Origin of the sequence: Nocardia farcinica, from assembly GCF_029867845.1 — a bacterium.
Taxonomy (GTDB): Bacteria; Actinomycetota; Actinomycetes; order Mycobacteriales; family Mycobacteriaceae; genus Nocardia; species Nocardia farcinica_A.
Window position 1 is genome coordinate 1 of sequence record NZ_JARWRU010001066.1, and the last position, 6,788, is coordinate 6,788.

The following is a 6,788-nucleotide window of genomic DNA, read 5'->3' on the forward strand; positions in this document are numbered from 1 at the left end:
GCTGCGGCGGTTTGGCATCGTGGCGCCAACCGTGCGGTAACGCGCGGCGGGGGCGGGCGCGCGGGGGGTTGGCGGCGGCATCGGCGTGGGCGGCGGCCACCACGGACAGCCGCTCGGCTCCGGCGTCGGCCAGCGGGGCGGCGAGGCTGTCCAGGCCGTGGGTGGCGAAGAAGGCGGTGTCGGTGTCGCCCGCCAGGAAGGCCGGATGGCGCAACACCCGCACCAGCAGGTCGCGGTTGGTGACCAGGCCGTGGATGCGGGCGCGGTGCAGGGCAGCGGCGAGCAGGCGGGCGGCCTCCGCGCGGGTGTCGGCGTAGGAGATCACCTTGGCGAGCATGGGGTCGTAGTGCACGCCGACCACCGAACCGTCGACCACGCCGGTGTCGAGCCGGATGCCGGTCGTGGTCAGCGGCGCGAATTCCGTCGCCACCCGCGGGATGTCGACCCGATGGACGGTTCCGCTCTGCGGCTGCCAGTCGTGGGCCGGGTCCTCGGCGTAGAGACGGACCTCGATGGAGTGGCCGCGCATGGCCGGTGGCCGCTCGGGCAGCGGATCACCCTGGGCGACGGCCAGTTGCAGCCGGACCAGGTCGACGCCGGTGGTGCACTCGGTGACCGGATGCTCCACCTGCAACCGGGTGTTCATCTCCAGGAAGTAGAACTCGCCGGACTCGTCGGCCAGGAACTCGACGGTGCCCGCGCCGGTGTAGCCGATGGCGTCCGCGGCCTGGCGGGCCGCCTCGAACAGCCGGTCCCGCATGCCGGGCCCGTCGCCGGTCCGGGCGGCGTCGATGCGCTCGACCAGCGGCGACGGCGCCTCCTCCACGACCTTCTGATGGCGGCGCTGGATCGAGCACTCCCGCTCCCCCAGCGCCCACACCGTGCCGTGGGTGTCGGCCATGACCTGCACCTCGATGTGCCTGCCGGTCTCGAGGTATCGCTCGCAGAACACCGTGGGATCGCCGAAGGCCGACTCGGCTTCGCGCCGCGCGGCGTCGATCTGCGCGCTCAGCTCGGACAGCTCGCGCACCACGCGCATGCCGCGCCCGCCGCCGCCGGCCGAGGCCTTGATCAGCACCGGCAGGTGCGCCTCGGTCACCTCGGCGGGATCGAGTTCGGGCAACACGGGCACGCCCGCGGCGGCCATCATCTTCTTCGCGGCGACCTTGGAGCCCATCTCCTCGATGGCGGCCACCGGCGGGCCGATCCAGGTGAGTCCGGCGGCGAGCACGGCGCGGGCGAATTCGGCGTTCTCGGAGAGGAATCCGTAGCCGGGATGGATCGCGTCGGCCCCGGCCGACAGCGCCGCCTCGATGATCAGCGCGCCGCGCAGGTAGGTCTCGCCGGGGGTGTTGCCGGGCAGGCGGACCGCGGCGTCGGCCTCGCGCACGTGCGGGGATTGCGCGTCGGCGTCGGAGTACACCGCGACCGTGCCGAGGCCCATGCGACGGCAGGTGGCGAAGACGCGGCGGGCGATCTCGCCGCGATTGGCCACCAGGACAGTGGAGACGGTTTCGGTCACGACGGCCTCACATTCGGATGACGCCGAAGCCGTCGGCGCCCTCGATCGGGGCGTTGTGGACGGCCGAGAGCGCCATGCCCAACACCGTGCGGGTATCGCGGGGATCGATCACGCCGTCGTCGTAGAGCCTGCCGGACATGAACATCGGCAGCGACTCGGCCTCGATCTGCGCCTCGATCATGGCGCGCATGCCCGCGTCGGCCTCCTCGTCGAAGGCCTTGCCGCGCGCCTCGGCGGCGGCGCGACCGACGATGGAGATCACGCCGGCCAGCTGCGCGCCGCCCATGACCGCGGATTTGGCGCTGGGCCAGGCGAAGACGAAGCGCGGGTCGTAGGCGCGCCCGCACATGCCGTAGTGGCCCGCGCCGTAGGAGGCGCCCATGAGCAGGGTCAGGTGCGGCACCTTGGAGTTGGACACCGCGTTGATCATCAGCGCGCCGTGCTTGATGATGCCCTTCTGCTCGTACTCCTTGCCGACCATGTAGCCGGTGGTGTTGTGCAGGAACAGCAGCGGGGTGTCGGACTGGTTGGCCAGCTGGATGAACTGGGCCGCCTTCTGCGCCTCCTCGGAGAACAGCACGCCGCGGGCGTTGGCGAGGATGCCGACCGGATAGCCGTGCAGGCGCGCCCAGCCGGTGACCAGGCTGCTGCCGTAGAGCGGCTTGAACTCGTCGAAATCGGAGTCGTCGACCACGCGGGCGATCACCTCGCGCGGGTCGAACGGGATCTTCTGGTCCGGCGGCACGATGCCGAGCAGTTCCTCGGCGTCGTAGCGGGGTTCGGCCACCGGCCGCGGGGCCGGGCCGAGCTTGCGCCAGTTCAGCCGCCGGACGATGGCGCGGCCGAGGCGGATGGCGTCCTGTTCGTCGACGGCCAGGTAGTCGGCCAGGCCGGAGACGCGGGCGTGCATGTCGGCGCCGCCGAGGGATTCGTCGTCGGACTCCTCACCGGTGGCCATCTTCACCAGCGGCGGACCGCCGAGGAACACCTTGGAGCGTTCCTTGATCATGACCGTGTAGTCGGACATGCCCGGCACGTACGCCCCGCCCGCGGTCGAGTTGCCGAACACCAGGGCGATGGTCGGGATGCCCTCGGCCGAGAGCTGGGTGAGGTCGCGGAACAGCCGCCCGCCGGGGACGAACACTTCCTTCTGCGTCGGCAGGTCGGCGCCGCCGGACTCCACCAGGTTGATCAGCGGCAACCGGTTCTGGCGGACGATGTCGTTGATGCGCAGGCTCTTGCGCAGCGTCCACGGGTTGGAGGTACCGCCGCGCACGGTGGGGTCGTGCGCGACGATCATGCACTCGACGCCTTCCACGATTCCGATGCCTGCGACGACGCTGGCGCCGACATGGAATTCGCTGCCCCACGCGGCGAGTGGGCACAGTTCGAGGAACGGCGCGTCCTCGTCGAGCAGCAACTCGATGCGCTCGCGCGCGGTGAGTTTGCCCCGTTTGCGGTGGCGGGCGAGCTTGTCCGGGCCGCCGCCCGCGACGGCCTCGGCGAACTCCGCCTCGACCTCGGCGAGCTTGGCGATCATCGACTCCGCGGCCGTGCGGTACTCCGGGGCGTCGGTGTCGAGGGTGCTGCGCAGGACGGTCATGCCCGCCACCTTTCCGATCAGGCCTGCAAGCCCAGGCGCTTGCCCGCCAGGCCGAGCAGGATCTCGCTGGTGCCGCCGCCGATGCCGAGCAGGCGGATGTCGCGGTACTGGCGCTCGACCTCGGACTCGCGCATGTAGCCCATGCCGCCGTGCAGCTGGACCGCCTGGTGGGCGACCCATTCCGCGGCCTCGACGGCGGTGTTCTTGGCGAAGCACACCTCGGCGATCAGGTCGGTCTCGCCCTCGGCGGCGCGACGGGCCACCTCACGGGCGTAGACGCGGGCCACGTCGATGCGGCGCGCCATCTCGGCCACGGTGTTCTGCACCGCCTGGCGGGTGATGAGCGGGCGGCCGAAGGTCTCGCGGTTGCGCACCCACTCCAGGGTCAGGTCGAGGCAGCGCTGCGCCTGCGAATAGCCCTGCACGGCCAGGCCGAGACGCTCGCTGACGAAGGCGCCCGCGATCAGGTAGAAGCCCGCGTTCTCCGGGCCGACCAGGTTCGCGACGGGCACCTTCACGTCCACATAGGACAGCTCGGCGGTGTCGGAGGCCTGCCAGCCCATCTTCTCCAGCTTGCGGCTGACGGTGAAGCCGGGGGTGTCCTTGTCGACGACCAGCAGCGAGATGCCGCCGGAGCCCTTGCCGCCGGTGCGCACCGCGGTGACGACGAAGTCGGCGCGGCAGCCGGAGGTGATGTAGGTCTTGGAACCGTTGACGATGTAGTGGTCGCCCTCGCGGCGCGCGGTGGTCGACAGGTTGTTCACGTCGGAGCCGCCGCCGGGCTCGGTGATGGCCAGCGAGCCGATCATGTCACCGGCAAGCGTGGGCTTGACGTAGCGCTCGATCAGGTCCTTGTTGCCCGAGGCCACGATGTGCGGGACGGCGATGCCGCAGGTGAACAGCGAGGCGAACAGACCGCCCGAGCCGCCCGCCTGGTGGATCTCCTCGCAGACGATCGCGGTGTCGATGGCGGTGCCGCCGCCACCGCCGACCTCCTCGGGGAACTGCAGGCCGAGCAGGCCGAGCTCGCCGGCCTTCTTGTGCAGCTCGCGCGGGAGTTCGCCGTCACGCTCCCACTGGTCCAGGTAGGGCAGCACCTCGCGCTCGACGAAACCGCGCACGGTGGCGCGCAGTTCGCGACGTTCGGGGGTGTTCCACGGATTCTCGGTCATGACAGCAACTCCACTGGGATATCGATGGTGCGGGACCGCAGCCATTCGGCCAGTCCCTTGGCCTGCGGGTCGAACCGGGCCTGATACGCCACGCCCTTGCCGAGCAGGTCCGCGACGAGGAAGTTCATCGCGCGCAGGTTCGGCAGCAGGTGCCGGGTGACGGTCAGGTCCGCGGTCTCGGGCAGAAGTTCCTTCAGCGCCTCGACGGTGAGGGTGTGCGCGAGCCAGCGCCAGGCCTCGTCGGTGCGCACCCAGACGCCGATATTGGCGTCGCCGCCCTTGTCGCCGCTGCGGGCGAGCGCGATCGTGCCGAGCGGGACACGGCGGGTCCGCGTGACCGGAAACGGCTGCGGCAGTTCGGGTTCGGCGACGGCTTCGAGCGCGCGCGTCCGCTCCGGCGGGGCGATCTCGGCGCGCGTGCCGTCGGGCAGCACGGCCACGTGCGCGACCTCGGCGGCGTCGACGTAACCGGCGGTGTAGACGCCGTAGGGCGAGCCGTTGCCGGGCGGGGTGGTGAAACTACAGCCGGGGTAACCGGCGAGCGCGAGTTCCACCACCGTGGCGGAGACGGCGCGGCCGACCTTCTTCGGGGCGGGGTCGCGCACCACGCAGCGCAGCAGGGCGCTGGCCTGCTCCTCGGTCTCGGCGTCGGGGCGGTCCAGGCGGACAAGGGTCCAGTCCAGTTCGGCCGGGCGGGCGGGCAGCCACGATTCCAGCTGACGGCGGGCCAGCTCGGCCTTGGCCTCGATGTCCAGGCCGGTGAGCACGAACTCCATCTCGTTGCGGAAGCCGCCAAGGGTGTTCAGGGAGACCTTCAACCGGGGCGGCGGAGCCTCGCCGGTGACGCCGGACACCAGCACCCGGTCGGGGGCTTCCTGGGCCAGCCGCACTCTGTCCAGCCGCGCGGTGACGTCCGGTCCGGCATAGCGGGCGCCCTGGATCTCGTACATCAGCTGCGCCTCGACGGTGTCGACGGTGACCGCGCCGCCGGTGCCTGGATGCTTGGTGATGACGCTGCTGCCGTCCCGGCGGACCTCGGCGATCGGGAAACCCGGCCTGCCGAGATCGGCGATCTCGGTGAAGAAGGCAAAGTTGCCGCCGGTGGCCTGGGTGCCGCACTCGATGATGTGGCCCGCCACGACCGCGCCCGCCAGGGCGTCGAAATCCTCGCGCGACCAGCCGAAGTGGGCGGCGGCCGGGCCGACGACGAGGGAGGCGTCGGTGACACGGCCGGTGATCACGATGTCGGCGTCGGCGCGCAGGCATTCGGCGATGCCCCAGGCGCCGAGGTAGGCGTTGGCGGTGAGCGGAGAACCCAAGCCGAGCTCATGGGCGCGCGGCAGCAGGTCGTCGCCCTCGACATGGGCGACCTTCGCGTCCACCCCGAGTTCGGCGGCGGCCGCGCGCACCTGCTCCGCCAGGCCCGCGGGGTTCAGCCCGCCCGCGTCGACCACGATCCGCACGTTCTGCCCGAGCGCCAGGGTGAGGCAGTCGCGGAGCTGGGTGAGGAAGGTCTTGGCGTAGCCGAGGGAGGCGTCCTTCATCCGGTCGCGGCCGAGGATGAGCATGGTCAGCTCGGCGAGGTAGTCGCCGGTGAGCACGTCGAGCGGGCCGCCCTCGAGCATCTCGCGCATGGCGGACAGGCGGTCGCCGTAGAACCCGGAACAGTTGCCGATCCTCAGGACGTCTGGATCGGCGGCCAGCGTGCGCATCGGGCCGGTGCCTCCCTCGTCGATGAGTCGGATGTCGGTGAACGGCGGCGCTCGTTCGCGTCCGCCCCAGCATCACACCCCGGCAGAAAAAAATCAAGCTAGCGTGCTTGTTAATTGTTCGCGCAGGTAGACACTCTTTCGGGCCGCACAACACGCGCACCATCAGCTCCGGGAAGACGCGCCACCCGCCTATGGTGCACCCGCCGACACGACGGCACGGCAGAATCAGCGCAATGTCGACCGACGTGACGATGATCCTGCTGCTCGCCCTCGCCGGCTTCCTGCTCGGCGGGGCCTACTCGCTGTGGAAGACCTCCCGGCCGCTGGCCGTCGGCCTGGCCGCCTGCGGCCTGCTCGCCGCCGCGGGCGGACTCTTCTGGGGCCTGAGCTGACCCCGCCGTTTCCGCCGGATCGACATGCCGGTCATCCCGGAGGCTCCGACAACCCGTCGGCCTGCACATCGAGACCGATGGCACGAAGGCCGACGGCGGCCCTGTCGAACTCACCGAAGAAGCGAAGCAGCAGGGGGCCGAACTCGTGATCGACACGGCGCGGCAGCCGGCTGCGAACTGAACCGTCACCGGGACATACGGACCGCCCGCTGGGGGCAGAGCAGGAACCGAACGGCCCGGCGTGGAAGGGGCGACTTCACACGCCGGGCCGGTTCGGGGGGCCGCAGAACCACGAAAGTGGTTCTGGCCCAAAAGCGCGCGACACAACCCCCCAAAACGACGCACCCTAACCACCGGGCGAGGGGCCAGCACCGGAGGAAAAGATAT

General features: G+C 70.9%; 5 protein-coding genes. 1 reads left to right on the top strand and 4 read right to left on the bottom strand.

Annotated elements, in window-relative coordinates; all coding sequences use genetic code 11:
- The 4 genes from QH283_RS23510 to QH283_RS23525 form a co-directional block, all read right to left on the bottom strand.
- A partial coding sequence (locus tag QH283_RS23510) for an acetyl-CoA carboxylase biotin carboxylase subunit (RefSeq protein WP_280505114.1) occupies window positions 1–1,522 on the bottom strand: 1,522 nt, incomplete at its 3' end.
- A 7-nt stretch (window positions 1,523–1,529) separates the two neighbouring features.
- Window positions 1,530–3,125 carry an acyl-CoA carboxylase subunit beta gene (locus QH283_RS23515; RefSeq protein WP_280505115.1) on the bottom strand — a complete coding sequence of 532 codons (1,596 nt, stop codon included), beginning with the start codon at window positions 3,123–3,125 and terminating at the stop codon, window positions 1,530–1,532.
- Window positions 3,126–3,142: 17 nt separating this feature from the next.
- Complete coding sequence (locus tag QH283_RS23520; protein ID WP_280505116.1) at window positions 3,143–4,297, bottom strand: acyl-CoA dehydrogenase family protein; 1,155 nt, start codon at window positions 4,295–4,297, stop codon at window positions 3,143–3,145.
- The gene (locus QH283_RS23525) at window positions 4,294–6,009 is read right to left on the bottom strand and encodes an acyclic terpene utilization AtuA family protein (RefSeq protein ID WP_280505117.1); all 1,716 of its coding nucleotides are present in this window, start codon (window positions 6,007–6,009) and stop codon (window positions 4,294–4,296) included. Before QH283_RS23525 ends, QH283_RS23520 begins: the two co-directional genes overlap by 4 nt.
- Window positions 6,010–6,242: 233 nt before the next feature.
- Between QH283_RS23525 and QH283_RS23530 the strand changes: the two genes are divergently transcribed.
- Window positions 6,243–6,401 carry a hypothetical protein gene (locus QH283_RS23530; RefSeq protein ID WP_280505118.1) on the top strand — a complete coding sequence of 53 codons (159 nt, stop codon included), beginning with the start codon at window positions 6,243–6,245 and terminating at the stop codon, window positions 6,399–6,401.
- The last annotated feature ends 387 nt before the right edge of the window (window positions 6,402–6,788 follow it).

Coding starts and splice junctions, on each gene's coding strand:
- QH283_RS23520 (WP_280505116.1), bottom strand. CDS start 4,297: ATGACCGAGAATCCGTGGAACACCCCCGAACGTCGCGAACTGCGCGCC.
- QH283_RS23530 (WP_280505118.1), top strand. CDS start 6,243: ATGTCGACCGACGTGACGATGATCCTGCTGCTCGCCCTCGCCGGCTTC.
- QH283_RS23525 (WP_280505117.1), bottom strand. CDS start 6,009: ATGCGCACGCTGGCCGCCGATCCAGACGTCCTGAGGATCGGCAACTGT.
- QH283_RS23515 (WP_280505115.1), bottom strand. CDS start 3,125: ATGACCGTCCTGCGCAGCACCCTCGACACCGACGCCCCGGAGTACCGC.